The following is a 17085-nucleotide window of genomic DNA, read 5'->3' on the forward strand; positions in this document are numbered from 1 at the left end:
GTATGGCCCTGCGCCATTGGCCTTCATTGGGATACACTGCGCCGCTTGGTTATAACCAGCATTTGGGATAGACATGACGTTCAAGGCTCCGGACAGCCTCGCCGAGCAAATTGCTCACCACCTTGCCGAGCGCATCATTCGTGGCGAACTCAAGCCCGCGGAGCGCATTCAGGAACAAAAAGTCACGCAGGCGTTAAACGTCAGCCGAGGCTCGGTGCGCGAAGCATTGTTGATTCTGGAACGCCGTCATCTGGTGGCGATCCTGCCGCGTCGCGGTGCGCAGGTCACGGTGCTCAACGCGCACAACGTACAGAGCTTATGCACGCTGATGACTGAATTGTATGTGCTGCTGGGCATTGCGGTGGCCGAGAAGTGGCAGCAGCAAAGCGATCTGGCAACCTTTCTGCAAATTCAGCAGCGGCTGATTGCCAGCTACGAGCGCCAGGACGTGAAAGCCTTCGTTGAAGACAGCTTCAACGTCATGCGTGCCGCCTATCCCTTTGCCGACAACCTTTATCTGCAAGAAACCGTCGATAACCTGCAACCGTCCATGAGCCGCAGCTATTACCTGGCACTCGACCAGCGCAAAGCCGAGATGCGCGATTACCTGACTTTGTTTGAGCAGCTGCTTGAGGCAGTGGTGGCTCGGGATACAGCGCGGGTTCGTAGCGTGTTGACCGATTACGGCCAGCGCAGTTGTCAGTTGGTACTTTCGGCTCTGGAAGCAGGCTGATCCCATGCGGCTGAAGTGCATCAAGCTGGCGGGGTTCAAATCCTTCGTCGACCCCACCACGGTGAACTTCCCCAGTAACATGGCGGCGGTCGTCGGCCCTAACGGCTGCGGCAAATCCAACATTATTGACGCCGTGCGCTGGGTCATGGGCGAAAGCTCGGCCAAGAACCTGCGCGGCGAGTCGATGACTGACGTTATCTTCAACGGCTCCACCAGCCGCAAGCCGGTCAGTCAGGCCAGCATCGAGCTGGTCTTCGATAACTCCGACGGCACGCTGGTCGGCGAGTACGCTGCCTACGCAGAAATTTCCATTCGCCGCAAGGTCACCCGCGACAGCCAGAACACCTATTACCTGAACGGCACCAAATGCCGTCGGCGGGACATCACCGATATCTTCCTCGGCACCGGTCTGGGCCCGCGCAGCTATTCGATCATCGAGCAGGGCATGATCTCGAAGCTGATCGAAGCCAAGCCCGAAGACTTGCGTAATTTCATCGAGGAAGCGGCGGGTATCTCCAAGTACAAGGAGCGCCGTCGCGAGACTGAAAACCGGATTCGCCGTACCCACGAAAACCTTGCGCGCCTGACCGACCTTCGTGAGGAGCTGGAACGTCAGCTGGAACGTTTGCATCGTCAGGCTCAGGCCGCCGAGAAGTATCAGGAGTACAAAGCCGAAGAACGCCAGCTCAAGGCGCAGTTGTCGGCGTTGCGCTGGCAGGCGTTGAACGAGCAGGTTAGCCAGCGCGAAGCGGTGATCGGCAATCAGGAAGTCGGTTTCGAGGCGCTGGTTGCGGAACAGCGCAACGCCGATGCCAGCATTGAGCGTCTTCGTGACGGCCACCATGATCTGTCCGAACGCTTCAATCTGGTTCAGGGCCGCTTCTATTCCGTGGGCGGTGATATTGCCCGCGTCGAACAAAGTATTCAGCACGGCCAGCAACGCTTGCGCCAATTGCAGGAGGACCTGCGCGAAGCCGAGCGCGCTCGTCAGGAAACCGAATCCCACCTAGGGCACGACCGCACATTGCTGGCGACCTTGGGCGAAGAGCTGGAAATGCTCGAACCCGAGCAGGAGATGACCAGTGCTGCCGCCGAGGAATCTGCTGCGTCGCTGGAAGACGCTGAAGGTGCGATGCACGGCTGGCAGGAGAAATGGGACAGTTTCAACCTGCAATCTGCCGAGCCTCGGCGGCAGGCAGAGGTTCAGCAGTCACGCATTCAACAATTGGAACAAAGCCTGGAGCGTCTTGCCGAGCGCCAGCGACGTCTCGGTGAAGAGTTACAGTTGCTCAAAGCCGACCCGGAAGATGCCGCGATCCTGCAACTGGACGAAGACCTTGCGACTCGGGAAATGACCCTCGAAGAGCTGCACATCGGCGAAGAGCAAGCGGTCGAGCGGCTTGAGCATTTACGCAACGAGCTGCAACAGGCCAGTCAGGCGCAACAACAGGCCCAAGGCGAATTGCAGCGGCTCAATGGTCGTTTGGCATCTCTGGAAGCTTTGCAGCAGGCAGCGCTCGATCCTGATACCGGCACTGCTGAATGGCTGCGCGATCATGATCTGGCTGAGCAACCACGGCTGGCAGAAGGCTTGCGGGTTGAGCCGGGTTGGGAGCTGGCGGTGGAAACCGTGCTGGGCGCTGATCTGCAGGCTGTGCTGGTGGATGATTTCAGCGGTCTGGATCTGGCAGGTTTCCAGCAGGGCGATTTGCGTCTGGTCAGCGCCAGCGCCGAGGCCGCGCGGATTCCCGGTAGTCTGCTGGACAAAGTCGACAGTGACATGGACCTCGCCAGTTGGCTGGGTCAGGTTCGCCCGGTTGAAACCCTCGACGAGGCACTGGCCCAACGCAGCCAGCTGGCGGCCGGGCAAAGCCTGATCAGCCGCGATGGCTATTGGGTAGGGCCGCACTTTCTGCGGGTACGTCGCGCCAGTGAAGCGCAAAGCGGCGTGCTGGCCCGTGGGCAGGAGTTGCAGCGCCTGGGGCAGGAGCGCGAAGAGCGTGAAGCCACATTGGCCTCTCTTGAAGAGCAGCTGTTGACGTTGCGCGAACAGCAATCGAATCAGGAAGAAGCCCGGGAAGAATTGCGGCGTCGGGTGCAGGATGAGACCCGTCAGCAAAGCGAGCTCCGGGCGCAGTTGTCTGCCGCTAAGGTCAAGGTCGAACAGCTCACGCTACGCCGGACTCGCCTTGATGAGGAGCTGGCCGAACTGGGTGAGCAGCGCGCCGTTGAGCACGAGCAATTGGGCGAGTCGCGTCTGCAATTGCAGGATGCGCTGGACACCATGGCGCTGGACACCGAACAGCGTGAGTTGCTCCAGGCCCAGCGCGACAGCCTACGCGAACAGCTCGACCGGGTGCGACAGGAAGCCCGTCAGCACAAGGATCATGCTCATCAACTGGCCGTGCGCCTCGGTTCGCTCAGGGCTCAGCACGATTCCACACGGCAGGCCCTTGAGCGTCTGGAGATGCAATCCGAGCGGCTTAGCGAAAAACGTGAGCAGTTAAATCTCAATCTGGAAGAGGGCGAAGCTCCGCTGGAAGAGCTGCGCCTGAAACTTGAAGAATTACTTGAGCGGCGCATGGCGGTGGACGATGAAATGCGTACCGCCAAGAATGCACTGGAAGATGCCGATCGCGAGTTACGCGATGCCGAGAAGCGCCGCACCCAGGCCGAGCAGCAATCGCAACTGGTGCGTGGCCAGTTGGAGCAGCAGCGCATGGAATGGCAATCCCTCACGGTGCGCCGTACCGCGTTGCAGGATCAGTTGCTGGAAGACGGTTACGATTTGCATGGCGTATTGCCGACCCTGACCGCCGAGGCCAACGAAAAGGAGGCCGAGGAAGAATTGGAACGCATCGCCGGGCGTATTCAGCGACTGGGGGCGATCAACCTTGCGGCCATCGACGAGTATCAGCAGCAGTCAGAGCGCAAACGTTATCTGGACGCGCAGAATGCTGACCTGGTTGAAGCTCTGGAAACCCTCGAAAACGTCATCCGCAAGATCGACAAGGAGACGCGAAATCGCTTCAAAGAGACCTTCGATCAGATAAATAGTGGAATTCAGTCACTTTTTCCAAAAGTTTTCGGTGGTGGCTCAGCTTATTTGGAACTGACGGGCGAAGATTTACTCGATACAGGGGTAACAATCATGGCGCGCCCGCCGGGCAAGAAAAACAGCACGATCCATTTGCTGTCCGGTGGCGAGAAAGCCTTAACTGCGTTGGCGTTGGTTTTCGCCATTTTCAAGCTCAATCCTGCACCGTTCTGCATGCTCGACGAAGTGGATGCACCGCTGGACGATGCCAACGTTGGACGCTACGCGCGACTGGTCAAGGAGATGTCGCAGACTGTGCAATTCATTTACATCACCCACAACAAGATCGCCATGGAAATGGCCGATCAATTGATGGGTGTCACCATGCATGAACCGGGTTGTTCGCGACTTGTGGCAGTGGATGTGGAGGAAGCAATGGCGCTGGTCGACGCCTAGCAAGGCTTGTTCCGCGCGATAGAAATGGCCGGTTATTGGCCTTGCGTGAACAACTCTGTGCGGTAGATATCGCTTTGCGCACCAACCAGATGTAACAGACGGTGTAAAGTTACCTTTGGTCGTGCTAGTTTAATGTCCACTTTTTCTTTTCGCGTGGGCAAATTGCCAGTCAGAACAGAGACTTGGCACCACGTTTTAAAGGGGTTTAGGCCCTTATTTCAAGCATTCTTCACTAGAGGCACTGGATTACATGGAAATCGGTCTGCGCGAGTGGCTGATCGTCATCGGCATAATTGTCATTGCCGGTATTCTTTTTGATGGCTGGCGCCGTATGCGCGGCAGCAAGGGGAAATTGAAATTCAGGCTGGACCGCAGCTTCTCGAACCTGCCGGACGACGATGACACGTCCTCCGCCGAGTTGCTGGGCCCACCGCGAGTGCTCGACACGCATAAAGAGCCGCAGCTCGACGAGGAAGACTTGCCCTCGATGAGCGCGACGCCGCGTCAGAGCAAGCGCAACAACAAGCGCAAAGATGAGCCGCAACAAGGCGATCTGAATCTGGATATGGACAGCCCTAGCCTGTTCACCGGGCGTGACGATGATTTCCCGGACGACAAGCCTGCTCAGCGAATTACCGAAGACAAGGATCTGGCGCCGGTCGAAGAGGTGCTGGTCATCAGTGTTATTTGCCGTGACGAAAGTGGCTTCAAAGGTCCGGCACTGCTGCAAAACATTCTGGAAAGCGGTCTGCGTTTCGGTGAAATGGATATTTTCCATCGCCATGAAAGCATGGCCGGCAACGGCGAAGTGCTGTTCTCCATGGCCAACGCGGTCAAGCCAGGCGTTTTTGATCTGGATGACATCGATCACTTCAGCACCCGTGCCGTGAGTTTCTTCCTCGGCTTGCCGGGTCCGCGTCATCCGAAACAGGCTTTTGATGTGATGGTCGCCGCTGCTCGCAAGCTGGCTCATGAGCTTAACGGCGAACTCAAGGATGACCAGCGCAGCGTCATGACCGCGCAGACCATCGAGCACTACCGTCAGCGCATCGTCGAATTCGAACGCCGCGCCTTGACTCAGCGTCGTTGAAGCCAAACCTGTAACTGTAGGAGCGCGCTTGCCCGCGATGGCGGTTTTCAGGCAACGAAGGTCCTTCGGCCCTTATCGCGGGCAAGCGCGCTCCTACGGTCGAACCAACAGAGCACCAACATCGGAGCAGCCTAGGCTGCTCTTTTGCTTTTGAAGAGAACACCGCATGAAAGCCGCCGAAACCCGAATCCTAGAACTGCGCGCCGAGCTGGATCAGCACAACTACCGCTACCACGTCCTCGACGAACCGAGCATTCCGGATGCCGAGTACGACCGGCTGTTCCACGAACTCAAAGCGCTTGAAGCGGAAAACCCGCATCTGGTCACCCCTGATTCGCCCACACAGCGGGTCGGTAGCGCAGCGCTGTCGGCGTTTACGCAGGTGCGTCACGAAGTACCGATGCTCAGCCTGGGTAACGCGTTCGAAGAAGTCGACATGCGCGAGTTTGATCGCCGGGTGACTGAAGGGCTGGATCTGCCTGTCGGCGACCTGTTCGGTAACGGTGCGAAAGTGCAGTACAGCTGCGAACCCAAGCTCGACGGTCTGGCGGTTAGCCTGTTGTACCGCGATGGCGCGCTGGTTCGAGGCGCCACCCGTGGTGATGGCACCACAGGTGAAGACATCAGCATCAATGTGCGCACCGTGCGTAACATCCCGCTCAAGCTGCATGGCACAGGCTGGCCTGAAGTGCTGGAAGTGCGCGGTGAAGTGTTCATGTCCAAGGCGGGCTTCGAGCGCCTTAATGCGAGCCAGGCTGAAATCGGCGGCAAGACCTTTGCCAATCCGCGTAACGCTGCGGCGGGCAGCCTGCGCCAGCTGGATTCCAAGATCACTGCCAATCGACCCCTGGAGTTCTGTGCTTATGGTCTGGGCCAGGTCTCTGCGGAAATTTCCGATACGCACATCGGCAATTTGAACCAGCTCAAGGAATGGGGCATGCCGGTTAGCCGTGAGCTGAAACTGGCCAACGGCATTGAAGAGTGCCTGGAGTATTACCGCGACATCGGCGAGCGGCGTCTGGCCCTGACCTATGAAATCGACGGTGTGGTGTTCAAGGTCAACGATCTGGCTGCGCAACGCGAGCTGGGTTTCCGTGCCCGTGAGCCGCGTTGGGCTATCGCCCATAAATTCCCCGCCATGGAAGAGCTGACCGAACTGCTCGACGTCGAATTCCAGGTCGGCCGTACGGGGGCTGTTACGCCCGTAGCACGCTTGAAACCGGTCAAAGTGGCTGGCGTGACCGTCGCCAACGCGACCCTGCACAACATGGACGAAGTGGCTCGTTTGGGGCTGATGATCGGCGACACCGTGATCATCCGTCGCGCAGGCGACGTGATTCCTCAAGTGGTGCAAGTCGTGCTTGAGCGTCGCCCGGAAGACGCCCGCGTGGTAGAGATTCCGCAAACCTGTCCGGTGTGTGGTTCGCACGTCGAGCGCACGCAACTGATCAAGCGCAGCAAAGGCAAGGAAACCGTCAGCGAAGGCGCGGTGTACCGCTGCGTCGGTCGGCTGGCCTGCGGCGCGCAGCTCAAGCAGGCGATCATCCACTACGTCTCGCGACGGGCCATGGATATTGAAGGTCTGGGCGACAAGACCATCGAACAACTGGTGGACGAGAAACTGATCGGTTCTCCGGCTGATCTTTATGCACTGACCTTTGAGCAAATCGTCGATCTGGAGGGGTTCGCGGAAATCTCCAGCAAAAAACTGCTCAAGGCCATCGAAGACAGCAAGCAGCCCACGCTGGCGCGCTTTATCTATGCGCTGGGTATTCCGGATGTGGGCGAAGAGACCGCCAAGGTGCTGGCCCGCTCGCTGGCGTCGCTGGAGCGGGTCAAACAGGCGTTGCCTGAGGTGCTGACTTATTTGCCAGATGTCGGTCTGGAAGTGGCCCATGAGATCCACAGTTTCTTTGAAGACGAGCACAACCAGAACGTGATTGACGCGCTGCTAAACGAACGCGGCCTGCAATTGCAGGATGAGGGTGAGCTGGGCGCCGAATTCGCCGCCAGCGCGACGCTGGGTGGCATGGTCGACAAGCTGAACATCCCCTCGGTAGGTCCTGGTGCCGCGCAGAAGTTAGCGGACAAGTTTGGCTCGCTGGAGGGCATCATCAAGGCAGACTGGCTGGACATGCGTCAGACCTTGCCCGAGAAGCAGGCCAAGGCTGTGCGCGAGTTTTTCGACAAGCCGGAAAACGCCGAGCGCGGGTTGGCCATCGAAGCCCAGTTGAAAGACTTCGGCATGCATTGGCAGAGCGAGAAAAAAGTCGTCGAAGGCTTGCCGTTGGCAGGTCAGACCTGGGTGTTGACCGGCTCCCTGGAGCTGATGAGCCGCGACGTCGCCAAGGAAAAACTGGAAAGCCTGGGTGCCAAGGTATCTGGTTCGGTATCGGCCAAAACCCATACCGTGGTCGCTGGACCGGGGGCCGGGTCAAAGCTGACCAAGGCCAACGAGCTGGGCCTGAAAGTGCTGGATGAAGAGGCGTTTGTGGCTTTCTTGACCAAGCATGGCGTCGCGGTGGATTGAATGGCCATGTGCTGAGCATGTTCCCACAAAGCTCACGTCACGCATCAAGTCCACGGAACGACGGCAACCGGCGGTGATCTAGTGCTTGCTGGCCCACCAGGAGATCGCCATGTACCGGTTTTTCGAACAACTCAGTTCCCGCATTGCCGCACCGTTCGTTGGCGAGACCCGGCGTAATAGCAAGGTCTGGCAATGCCGGTGTGGCCAGTCAGTATTCTTCCCGAATACCCAGTGCCTGGCCTGTTCGGCAGGGCTCGGCTATTTGCCGGAGCAGGGGCGAGTTGCGGCTCTTGAGCCTGGTCCCGATCAAGACACCTGGCGCTTGAGCGACGAGCCCGGAGCCGGGCTTTATCGACGCTGCGCCAACCTCGATACGCCGGCTGCCTGCAACTGGCTATTTCCCGCCAATGACAGCGGTGAATTTTGTATCGCGTGTAGCCTCAATCGCACCATTCCCGACTTGTCGATTCCGGAAAACGGTGAGCGCTGGTGCAAGGTGGAAACGGCCAAGCGTCGGCTGGTTGCGCAGTTGATCTCCCTGGGCCTGAAAGTTATTCCTAAAACCCAGGACGAAGAGCGCGGGCTGGCCTTTGAGTTTTTGGGCGTTGATCTGGAAGGCAAGGCACCCACCACGGGCCACGCCAACGGCTTGATTACCCTGGATATCAAAGAGGCGGACGACGCCCATCGCGAGAAAATTCGTGTGCAGATGCACGAACCGTATCGAACACTGCTCGGGCATTTCCGGCATGAAGTGGGGCACTACTATTGGGATCGGTTGATTGCCAATACCTGGTGGCAGGATGGGTTTCGTAACCTGTTCGGTGATGAGCGCGCCAGTTACGCCGATGCTCTGGACCATCATTATCAGAACGGCGCGCCGAGCGACTGGCAGCAGAACTTCGTCAGTGCCTACGCGACCATGCACCCTTGGGAGGACTGGGCAGAGACCTGGGCGCATTACCTGCACATGATGGACGCGGTCGATACTGCATTGGGTTTCGGCATGAGTGCCCGGGACATGGACCTGGATTATCAGCCGTTCCCGCTGGAGACCCTCTACGATCCGCAGCATCCCGGTGGGCCTGCGTTCCTGTCATTCGTCAACGCATGGATCGAGTTGGCCGGCATGCTCAACGAGCTGTCGCGCAGCATGGGGCAGCCGGACTTTTACCCGTTTGTCCTGCCACCTGCAGTGATCACCAAGCTGCACTTCATTCACCTGGTGATTCAGGACGCAGGCGGCAAGGCGGATGAGGTGTTGCAAGCGCAGTAGAGAGTTAGTCCTGCACTTGTCGCCAGCCGGATTCTGACCTGTAGGAGCGCACGAGCAGCGCGAGGCCGCGATGGCGGCGTATCAGACTGAACGCCATCGCGGCCTCGCGGTGCTCGTGAGCTCTTAGAATGCATTGCAATTGGGCGATGAATGTTTTGGATTGATAGCCCCCGATTTCTCCAGGCCTAAACCTTCAACACCAACTTCCCGAAATTCTCACCGTTGAACAGCTTCTGCAGGGTTTCCGGGAAAGTCTCCAGCCCGTCCACAATATCTTCCCTGCTCTTGAGCTTGCCCTGAGCCATCCAGCCCGCCATCTCCTGTCCGGCAGCGGCAAACTTGCTGGCGTAGTCCATGACTACAAAACCTTCCATGCGGGCGCGATTGACCAGCAGCGACAGGTAATTGCTCGGTCCTTTGACGGGCGATGTGTTGTTGTACTGGCTGATCGCACCGCAGATCACAACTCGGGCTTTGGGTGCCAGACGGCTGAGTACGGCGTCGAGAATGTCACCGCCAACGTTGTCGAAGTAGACATTCACCCCATTGGGGCATTCGCGCTTCAGACCTGCCAGCACATCTTCGCTCTTGTAATCGATAATGCCATCGAACCCCAGCTCATTGATAAGCGACTCGCACTTCTGCTTGCCGCCAGCGATGCCGATCACGCGGCAGCCTTTAAGCTTGGCAATCTGACCGGCCACGCTACCCACTGCACCCGCCGCGCCGGAAATCACCACGGTATCGCCACTTTGCGGCGCGCCGACATCCAGCAGGGCAAAGTAGGCCGTCATACCGGTCATGCCCAGTGCGGAAAGGTAGCGGGGCAGTGGTGCTAGTTTCGGATCGATCTTGTAGAAGCCTTTAGGCTCACCCAGAAAGTAATCCTGAACGCCCAGCGCGCCTTGCACAAAATCCCCCTCTGCGAACTGATCACTCTGCGAGGCGACGACTTCGCCAACGCCCAGTGCGCGCATCACCTCACCCAGACCGACCGGAGCGATGTATGACTTGCCCTCGTTCATCCAGCCTCGCATGGCCGGGTCCAGCGACAAGTAATGGTTTTTGACCAGAATCTGCCCGCTTGCCAGCTCGCCGACCGGCACTTCCTGATAAGTGAAGTCCTCGCGACTGGCCTGGCCGACCGGGCGCTTGGCGAGCAGGAATTGGCGGTTGGTGTGGGTGCTCATGGCAGTTCCTCAAAGATAGACAAAGGTTGATTGAAGTCGCTGAGGCAAAGCCAGGCAAGTGAAGATCACTCTGCGAATGCGCTGCGATCCAGTTGAATGATGAATAGGCGTGTACCCGCTGGAGATAAGCTTTTAAATCAAGGGTAATATTTATCTATGTAGATCGTCAGCCGAGACTAATCTACATTGGCTCCCTTACCTGAAGCCTGAGTTCCCCGAATGTCGCCTACCTGCTTGCCAACCCTTCGCCCCAACGTACTGCGCCCTGGAGACGCTGTAGCTCTGGTTTCACCTGCTGGCCCGGTGGCGGCGGCGAAGGTCGAGAGCGCGGCAGAAGTTCTGAAGAGCTGGGGCCTGAAGCCCCGCATTTACCCTCACGCGCTGGATACTCACTCTTTCTATGCGGGCACCGATGAGCATCGGCTTGCTGACTTCAATGCCGCTCTGGCCGATCCGGAAATCCGCGCACTCTTCTGCAATCGTGGCGGTTATGGCGCGCAACGGATTGTTCAGCATCTGGACTTCGATGCGGTAAGGCGTGATCCGAAGCTCGTGATTGGGTTTTCTGATATCACTGCATTTCACGGAGCGCTCTGGGAACATGCGCGACTGGCGACCATTCACGGGCCTGTCGCCAGTCAGCTTGAGCGGGGTGGCGTGTTCGTCAGCGGTCTGCGGCACGTGACCATGAGCACCGAACCGGTTGTGGTGTCAGCAGATCCAGCGGAGCGCACTTTCGATGTGCGTACTCGTGGCACTGCTCAAGGCATATTGCTGGGCGGTAACCTGAGCATACTCAGCAGCAGCGTGGGCACTGGCTACATCCCTGACCTGAACGGCGCCATTCTGTTGATCGAGGATGTGGGTGAGGCAGCTTATCGAGTCGACCGTCTGCTGACCCAACTCCTCAACAGTGGTGCGCTGAATGGGCTGGCAGGCATTGCGGTTGGGCAGTTCAGTGAACCCAAAGGCGCTACAGGAGCGATCACCCATTCAAGCGTATTGATGGAGCGACTGGGGGACTTGGGTGTTCCTGTCCTGGGCGGTCTGTCCATCGGCCATGACGCCGTCAACTACGCGGTGCCTCTGGGCATAGAGGCCACGCTGGATGCTGATGCCGGAACCTTGCTGGTTGGTGCTGCGACACGCTGACGCCCATATCTGCACGTAATCAGCGCTCCACTCTGGGTAATTGCTCCGAATCGGGCGTTCGCGCGTGGCTGTTCGTAAGTTTTTCAGCGCTTCCATCCTGAAAATCCGGAGCTTTTAGCTGACCCTTGATCTGGTTTAACCCCCGGAACAGTCTGAAAACGACTTCGGCATAGCTAATTGCCATTAGCTCGGCGTCAAACTCTTGTACATCCCCAGATCCATTGCGAATCTGCACGATTATTGAATGGTGCGATTCAAAGGCCTCAGTCGAAAGGCGGGTCGCTTTGAGTCATCGAACGGGGATGAGCGCTATGATTTCGGCCGTGCAAGCTCGAGTTGCCAATCTTGGTGTGGCCAAAAAACTTGGCGTGGGGTTCACGCTGGTTTTGCTGCTGACCGCTCTGGTGGCGGCGATCGGCGTCTGGTCGTTGAAAAATATCAGCGTTCATTTCGACGGACTGAAACAGATGTCATCCCTCAACAGCGGGCTGCTCAAGGTTCGGTTGCTGGAGCAGGAATACGCACTGCGCAGTGACCCCAAGATCGTTGAGCAACTGCATGCAGGCATTGACGAGTTGAATGCACTGGCTGAACAGCTGAAATCCCAGTCCCCGGCCAGCGAGTCCAGAATGGCTGAGGTCCAGCAAACGCTCAGCGCTTACCGCACGTCTTTCGATCAGTTCGTTGATATCAGCCAAAGCAAGGACCTTGCTCTGGAAATGGCCAGTTGGTCGGTTTCCAGTGTTGCCAACAACCTGGATGTTTTGCAGGCCGGGTTGGCAGATGACGGTACTTATTGGCTCAAGGATTCAAAGGGTGAGCAGGGTGCTGAGTTCATTGAGCAGGCCAATCAGGTCAGCCAGGTTTCCAGGCTGATGATGCAGGCCATGGACGAGGCGCGAGTGCGTCTCGACAAGAGCCGAAAGACGGGTTCGGGTGATGAGGTCAAGACTGGCAAAATCCAGCAGGCAGATGAGGCAAAGACGCTGGCCGAAGAGCTCAAGGGCGTTGTCAAGGATGAGGGCTATCTAACGGTGCTGGGTGAAGTCAGCACGCATATTGGCAACTTCAACGACAAATTGAGCGAATACACCGATTTGCTCGCCAGTGAGGCTCAGGTTTCGCAGCAATTGGCAGCTAATGCCAGACAGGTCGTCGAGCAGGTGAAGCAGGCTTATGCCGCTGAAGATCAGTCAATGCAGGCGCAGCTCACCACGAACACGTTGCAGATCATCGGGTCATCCGTGGTGGCCTTGCTGGTGGGCGTGATTGCTTCGCTGCTGATCACTCGCTTGATCGTCCGGCCGCTCCGCAGCGTTATTGCTGTTGCGCAACGCATCGCGGCGGGCGATCTGAGTGGCAGTATCGAGGTGCGTCGCAGTGATGAGATCGGCCAATTGATGCTGTCCATGCAGCAAATGGGGGCAGGCCTGAGCGGCATAGTCAGTGGTCTGCAAGCGGGTATCGATCAGTTGGCCAGCTCTGCGCATTCACTTTCGGCTGTGACCGAGCAGACCAATCGTGAAGTCAGTCATCAGCAGGAAGAGACCGAGCAGGTCGCGACGGCGATGAACCAGATGACGGCAACCGTACATGACGTCGCCCGCAATGCGGAAGAGGCGGCACTTGCTGCTCAGAGCGCGGATGACAAGGTCGACAGCGGCCAGACAGTGGTGCGCCAGAGCCTTCAGCGGATTGAGCAACTGGCGAGCTCTTCGGCGTCCGCGAGCGACAGCATCGAAAACCTAAGTGCCGAGATCCAGAACATTGGCACCGTGCTGGGTGTGATTAAAAGCGTGGCCGAACAGACCAACCTTTTGGCTCTCAACGCCGCCATCGAGGCGGCGCGTGCAGGTGAACAGGGCAGGGGCTTTGCGGTGGTGGCCGATGAGGTCCGGGCATTGGCCAAACGCACTCAGCAGTCCACCGAAGAAATCGAACGTCTCATCAGTAGTCTTCGCACCGGTGCGTCGGCTTCGGTGGCGCAGATTCAGAGCAGCGGTGAGCTGGTCAAACTTGCAGTCAGCGATGTGCTGCAAACAGAAAGCGCACTGGGCAGCATTGCTGCGGCGGTTTCGATTATCCAGCAGATGAACCAGCAAATCGCCGCGGCGGCAGAACAGCAGACTTCAGTGGCTGAAGAGATCAACCGCAGCGTCACCAATATTCGCGCCAGCGCCGACCAGTCGGCCGTGGCCATGCGTGGCAATGCGGCGTCGAGCACCGAGCTGGCATTACTTGGGACCGAGCTGAAAGGGATGGTCGGACATTTCAGGTTGTAGCGGAACACGAAATCTTTACTGGCCTGTAGGCGCTGTCGAAGGCTGCGAAGCACTTGGTTTGACGCACCGCTATTGCAGCCTTCGGCAGCTACAGGTCACTCGGTTTCTGCGCAGAAGAGTTAGACCCAGAGAATCATCTTTGAAGGTAGATGTATTGCTGAAACGATCTGCCTCTACCGACGCGACCTCCCGTTCAAGATCACCATCGTCACAACCCCCGCAACAATCCCCCAGAACGCCGAACCAATAGAAAGCAAAGTCAGGCCTGACGCGGTCACCATAAAGGTGATCAGGGCCGCCTCGCGTTCCTTGGGTTCATTCATGGCAACAGTCAGGCCATTGATGATCGAGCCGAACAACGCCAGAGCTGCGATCGATAGCACTAACTCCTTGGGGAACGCGCCGAACAATGCCGCCAGCGCCCCGCCATAAATGGCTGCAATGGCGTAGAAAATCCCGCACCAGATGGCGGCTGTGTATCGTTTGTCCCGGTCTTCATGAGCGTGGGCGCTGGTGCAAATGGCTGCACTGATGGCGGCCAGATTGAGCCCGTGGGAACCGAACGGCGCAAGCAGTAATGAAGCAATGCCGGTGACTGAAATCAGCGGCGAGGCAGGCACGTGGTAACCATCAGCGCGCAACACGGCGATACCCGGCATGTTCTGCGAGGTCATGGCCACTACAAAAAGCGGAATGCCGATACTCACGGTTGCTGCCAGGGAAAACTCTGGAGTCGTCCAGACCGGCATCGCGACTTCTAGGGTAAACCCGCTGAAATCCAGTAAGCCCAACCATCCTGAGAGCGCCGTGCCCACCAGCAGCGCACCCAATACGGCGTAACGCGGTGATACCCGTTTGATCAGCAGGTAGGTAAAAAACATGCCCAGCACCAGTGAGGTACGGTGTTGGGCGGCGACAAAGATTTCGCTGCCGATCTTGAACAGGATGCCTGCCAGCAACGCCGCAGCCAGGGATGCGGGAAGCTTTTTTACCAGTCGATCAAAGCTGCCAGTCACGCCGCAAATGATGACCAACACCGCACAGGTGATAAACGCACCGATGGCCTCTGGATACGCCACGCCACCCAGGCTGGTGATCAGCAAGGCTGCGCCGGGGGTCGACCAGGCCACGGTGATGGGTGTCCGATAACGCAACGAAAGGCCGATGCTGCATATGGCCATACCCACGAACAATGCCCAGATCCACGAAGAAATCTGCGCACTGGTCAATCCGGCTGCCTGACCCGCCTGGAACATCAGTACCAGCGAACTGGTACAGCCCGTCATCATGGCGATAAAACCAGCGACTATCGCGGCGGGGGAGGTGTCGGCCAATGGGCGTAGGCGGGCGGGGGGTGAAGCGTTCATCGATCCATCCTTGAGCGTGTGCAACGGCAGGCTGCAAGCGTAAACGTAGTGGTATCAGAGTGTTGCGATACAGCGGTATTCGTAAACGTGAGTACAGTTACCAGGCAGTCTGACCCTGTAGGAACTCATGAGCACCGCGAGGCAGCGATGGCGGTCTGTCTGACACATCGCTATCGCTGGCCTCTTAACCTCGGTGAGTCCTACAGGTCCAGTGCTGGATGTTCAATCATCCTCGCGAGAAACAGGCCTTGCGCTACCCTGCAAAGTCCTGCCCAGCGCTTCATTGACCTGCAGCCAGCCATCAACGGCATCGCGACCCGCTTCGGCAAAAACCCGTTGCAACAGCTTTACCTGTTCGCGGCGCAATGCCTGCTCAAACTTGACGCCTTCTTCCGTCAGCCCCAACAGACGTTTACGTTTGTCACTGTCCGGGGCGGTGCTGTGGACCAGGTCCATGGCGATCAACTGACGCAGAGGCGCGTTGAGTGCCTGCTTGCTCACACCCAGCACGCCGAGCAGCTCTTTCACGCTCAACTCCGGGTAGCGCGCGATGAAAAACACCACGCGTTGGTGTACACGGCTGAAGCCTCGGCGGGCGAGCATCTCATCGGCTTTGGCTGTGAATGCCTGATAGCCGAAGAAGAAAGCTTCCATGGCTGCTTGTTGGGAGGCGGAATTTTTAAGGTCAAGCATATTGACGTATCTGTGTCCGGCGTCGTAATTTCGGTCAACCAGTTTGACTTATTTCCAATTACTTCGGCTAGCGGTGATCTCAATGGCTTTCTCTGAACGCGTGTCCCGGCTTAAAAGTTCTCTGATTCGTGAAATCCTTGCCGCAGCGCAGCGTCCGGAAGTCATGTCGTTCGCCGGTGGCCTGCCGGCCGAAGCCATGCTACCCAAGGTGGAATGGGCGGACATGCCCGTTGCGCTTGGCCAGTACGGCATGAGCGAGGGCGAGCCTGAATTGCGCGAAGCCTTGGCCGCAGAGGCGCGAGCTATCGGTTTGCGATGCGATGCCAGCCAGGTATTGATCGTCAGTGGTTCGCAGCAGACGCTGGATCTGGCGGCCAAGCTGTACATCGATAAGGGCACAAAGATTGTGCTCGAGGCGCCGACTTACCTGGCTGCGCTGCAGATCTTCCAGTTGTTCGGCGCCAATTGCCTCACTGTGCCGCTGCAAACCGATGGCCCTGATTTAATTGCATTGCGTGAGCAACTGGAGCAGCACAAACCTGCGTTCGCTTATCTGATTCCGACTTTTCAGAATCCCTCTGCAGTGCGTTACAGCGAGGCCAGCCGGGTGGCCGTGGCTGCGATGCTTGATGAGTTCGGCGTGACATTGATCGAAGACGAACCCTATCGCGATCTGACATTTGATGGCGGCAGTGCCAAGCCCATCGCCAGTCGTTTGCAAAAAGCCAGCTGGATCTACACCGGTACCGTGTCGAAAACCCTGTTGCCTGGCTTGCGGGTCGGTTATCTGATCGCCAGCCCCGATCTGTTCCCACATCTGCTGCGTTTGAAGCAGTCAGCGGATCTGCACACCAACCGTTTGGGTCAGTGGCAGGCACTGCAATGGATCGGGACCGAGCACTACCATGAGCACCTTTCGCAATTGCAGAGCTTCTACCGTCAGCGTCGGGATGCATTTGAGGCTGCACTAAAACAACACTTTGCCGATATAGCTGACTGGAACAGTCCGCAAGGTGGTCTGTTTTTCTGGCTGACGCTCAAGCAGCCAATGGATACACGGACTTTGCTCGATGAAGCGCTGAAGCAGGATGTCGCGTTTATGCCGGGGGAGCCGTTTTTCGCTGATCCGGATGCTAATCCTGGTTACCTGAGGCTTAACTTCAGCCATATCGACCCGGCCCGTCTTGACGAAGGTCTGAGACGATTGGCGGCAGTTGTACGTCAGGCCCAGTTAGAGCAGGCCGCTTAGCAGCGAGCATCAGGCGAATTTAAGGAGAAG

General features: G+C 57.9%; 10 protein-coding genes and 2 pseudogenes. 9 read left to right on the plus strand and 3 right to left on the minus strand.

The genetic code is table 11. The annotated features are described in order from the left end of the window. Positions 1-73: 73 nt before the first annotated feature. From ABRP31_RS08200 to ABRP31_RS08220, 5 genes are all read left to right on the plus strand, one after another. On the plus strand, positions 74-733 hold the full coding sequence (locus ABRP31_RS08200; RefSeq protein ID WP_087266924.1) for a GntR family transcriptional regulator: 660 nt from the start codon (positions 74-76) through the stop codon (positions 731-733). Positions 734-737: 4 nt separating this feature from the next. Continuing rightward, positions 738-4226 carry a chromosome segregation protein SMC gene (gene smc, locus ABRP31_RS08205; protein WP_349970525.1) on the plus strand — a complete coding sequence of 1163 codons (3489 nt, stop codon included), beginning with the start codon at positions 738-740 and terminating at the stop codon, positions 4224-4226. Positions 4227-4476: 250 nt separating this feature from the next. Beyond that, entirely contained in the window at positions 4477-5316 is an 840-nt protein-coding gene (gene zipA, locus ABRP31_RS08210) for a cell division protein ZipA (protein ID WP_087266929.1), read from the plus strand. Between the two features lie 166 nt (positions 5317-5482). Further along, on the plus strand, positions 5483-7846 hold the full coding sequence (gene ligA, locus ABRP31_RS08215) for an NAD-dependent DNA ligase LigA (protein WP_349970526.1): 2364 nt from the start codon (positions 5483-5485) through the stop codon (positions 7844-7846). 109 nt (positions 7847-7955) lie between these two features. Then, the gene (locus tag ABRP31_RS08220; protein WP_349970527.1) at positions 7956-9122 is read left to right on the plus strand and encodes a putative zinc-binding peptidase; all 1167 of its coding nucleotides are present in this window, start codon (positions 7956-7958) and stop codon (positions 9120-9122) included. A 185-nt stretch (positions 9123-9307) separates the two neighbouring features. Here the strand turns inward: ABRP31_RS08220 and ABRP31_RS08225 are convergent, their stop codons facing one another. After that, the gene (locus tag ABRP31_RS08225; RefSeq protein ID WP_349970528.1) at positions 9308-10312 is read right to left on the minus strand and encodes an NADP-dependent oxidoreductase; all 1005 of its coding nucleotides are present in this window, start codon (positions 10310-10312) and stop codon (positions 9308-9310) included. A 219-nt stretch (positions 10313-10531) separates the two neighbouring features. Here ABRP31_RS08225 and ABRP31_RS08230 point away from each other — a divergent pair, with 219 nt between their 5' ends. The 3 genes and pseudogenes from ABRP31_RS08230 to ABRP31_RS08240 all read left to right on the plus strand — a co-directional run. Next, entirely contained in the window at positions 10532-11464 is a 933-nt protein-coding gene (locus tag ABRP31_RS08230) for an LD-carboxypeptidase (protein ID WP_349970529.1), read from the plus strand. Positions 11465-11775: 311 nt separating this feature from the next. Then, positions 11776-12885: pseudogene (locus ABRP31_RS08235) on the plus strand (HAMP domain-containing protein); the annotation flags it as partial. A 267-nt stretch (positions 12886-13152) separates the two neighbouring features. Continuing rightward, a pseudogene (locus ABRP31_RS08240) lies at positions 13153-13746 on the plus strand (methyl-accepting chemotaxis protein); the annotation flags it as partial. A gap of 173 nt (positions 13747-13919) precedes the next feature. On the opposite strand, the gene ABRP31_RS08245 reads toward ABRP31_RS08240, so the two are convergent. Further along, a complete protein-coding gene (locus ABRP31_RS08245) occupies positions 13920-15113 on the minus strand; it encodes a benzoate/H(+) symporter BenE family transporter (protein WP_349970530.1) in 1194 nt (397 codons plus the stop codon). Between the two features lie 222 nt (positions 15114-15335). After that, the gene (locus ABRP31_RS08250) at positions 15336-15806 is read right to left on the minus strand and encodes a MarR family winged helix-turn-helix transcriptional regulator (RefSeq protein ID WP_087266952.1); all 471 of its coding nucleotides are present in this window, start codon (positions 15804-15806) and stop codon (positions 15336-15338) included. 82 nt (positions 15807-15888) lie between these two features. Between ABRP31_RS08250 and ABRP31_RS08255 the strand changes: the two genes are divergently transcribed. Then, positions 15889-17055 carry a PLP-dependent aminotransferase family protein gene (locus tag ABRP31_RS08255; RefSeq protein ID WP_349970531.1) on the plus strand — a complete coding sequence of 389 codons (1167 nt, stop codon included), beginning with the start codon at positions 15889-15891 and terminating at the stop codon, positions 17053-17055. Positions 17056-17085: the final 30 nt, after the last annotated feature.

The sequence above is a fragment of the Pseudomonas caspiana genome (assembly GCF_040224095.2).
GTDB classification, from domain to species: Bacteria; Pseudomonadota; Gammaproteobacteria; order Pseudomonadales; family Pseudomonadaceae; genus Aquipseudomonas; species Aquipseudomonas caspiana.